Source organism: Halonotius pteroides (assembly GCF_003605635.1).
In the GTDB taxonomy this organism is placed as follows: Archaea; Halobacteriota; Halobacteria; order Halobacteriales; family Haloferacaceae; genus Halonotius; species Halonotius pteroides.
The window spans coordinates 1-1,540 of the sequence record NZ_QMDW01000061.1; the positions used below are offsets into that span (position 1 = coordinate 1).

Here is a 1,540-nt window from a genome sequence, read left to right on the forward strand (position 1 = left end):
TCGTCGTCGGTCGTGTCGACGACGGCCGCGCCCGCGACGTTGAACGCGGCACCGGCGTCGCCGGAGGTGAAAGCGGTCGCGAGCGAGGCCTCCGGATTGCCGTCGAGGACGCGCTGGATGTAGTAGTGGTTCGCGAACGCGGCGTCGATCTCGCCGTCGGCGATCGCCTGGCAGGCGGCGAACTCGTCGGGGTAGCCGGTGATCCCAGCATCGAGGACGGCCTCGAGCCACTCGCGGGTCGCCTCCTCGCCCTCGATGAGCCGCATGGCGGTGACGAACGCCTGACAGGAGCCGTAGGCTGGGGCCCACCCGAGGTCCCCGTCGAACGCCTCGGGGTAGGCCATGACGTCATCGGGCATGTCGGCGGCGGCGAAGGAGTCGGTGTTGTACGGCACCGTCCGGGCGCGTCCGGACGTCCCGATCCACTCGTCCGTGCGGAACTCCTCGCGGACCAGCCCGGCGACGCCGTCGTCGAGAGTCCCGGCCCGACCCTCGTCTGCGAGCGCGCCGAGCGAACCGGCGTTCACCGAGTAGAACACGTCGGCGGGCGAGCCGTCGCCCTCGTTGACGATCTGGTTGACGAGGTCGGTCGAACTGCCGTAGCGGACGGTCAACTCGAGGTCGTCGTAGCGGTCGTCGATGAAGCTGATGAGGTCGCCGACGAGGAACTCGCCGCGCCCGGAGTAGACGGTGAGTTCGCCCGACAGCTCCGGCATCTCGCTCATCGGCGTCCCGCCGGGGGCGTCGCGGCCCTCGCGGCCGGATCCGATCTGGCCGACGGGCGAGTCGGTGGTGTCGCCGTTGCCCGAGCCGTTGCCGCCGAGCGAGTCCGAACAGCCGGCGAGACCGGCCACGCCGAGGTAGTCCAGGTCGCGTTCGCCCCCGAGACGATCGCCTTCCGGGATCTGCTCGAAGTGTTCTTTACGATCCACACGCCGACGACGCTGAACCGCGAAGGCCCGGACGTCGGCAGCCAGTACCGGTCGGCGGTGTATTACCACAACGACGAGCAACGCCGGGTCGTCGAATCGGTCATCGGAGAACTCGAACCGCTGTACGACGACGACATCGTGACCGAAGTCGAACCGCTCGAGACGTTCTACCCCGCCGAGGAGTACCACCAGGACTACTTCGATAAGAACCCCTCTGACACCTACTGTACGGTCAACGTCAACCCGAAGCTCTCGAAACTCCGGGAGAAACACGCCGAGTTGCTCGCGTGAACGGGGGCGCGTAGCGACGGGGCGGCCGTGTCCCAGCGGCTGCGACGATGCGGTCGGCCGTGTCCCAGCGGCTGCGACGATGCGATCGGCCGTGTCCCAGCGGCTGCGACGACGGGGGTAGTTCTTTGTACCGCTGGGGGAATTTCCCGTGTATGCACGACCGAATCCTGCTGCCGACGGACGGAAGCCGGGGGAACAGCCGTGCGGTCGAACAGGCCATCGGGTTGGCCGCCCAGTCCGACGCCCGACTGCACGTCCTCTTCGTCGTCGAGGACATCCCCTACGCCCCGGAGATGATGGACGGGCAGGTCGAGGCC

General features: G+C 68.2%; 2 protein-coding genes and 1 pseudogene. 2 read left to right on the plus strand and 1 reads right to left on the minus strand.

Annotated features, from left to right (window positions below; genetic code table 11):
* Nucleotides 1-905: type 2 periplasmic-binding domain-containing protein (locus DP106_RS14985; RefSeq protein ID WP_240625464.1), on the minus strand; the 905-nt coding region annotated here is incomplete at its 3' end.
* Here DP106_RS14985 and msrA point away from each other — a divergent pair.
* Together msrA and DP106_RS14995 are read left to right on the plus strand one after the other, a co-directional pair.
* Nucleotides 843-1,223: pseudogene (gene msrA, locus DP106_RS14990) on the plus strand (peptide-methionine (S)-S-oxide reductase MsrA); the annotation flags it as partial. The gene DP106_RS14985 and the pseudogene msrA overlap by 63 nt on opposite strands.
* A gap of 152 nt (nucleotides 1,224-1,375) precedes the next feature.
* The coding region (locus tag DP106_RS14995) for a universal stress protein (protein WP_133305190.1) at nucleotides 1,376-1,540 on the plus strand (165 nt) is incomplete at its 3' end.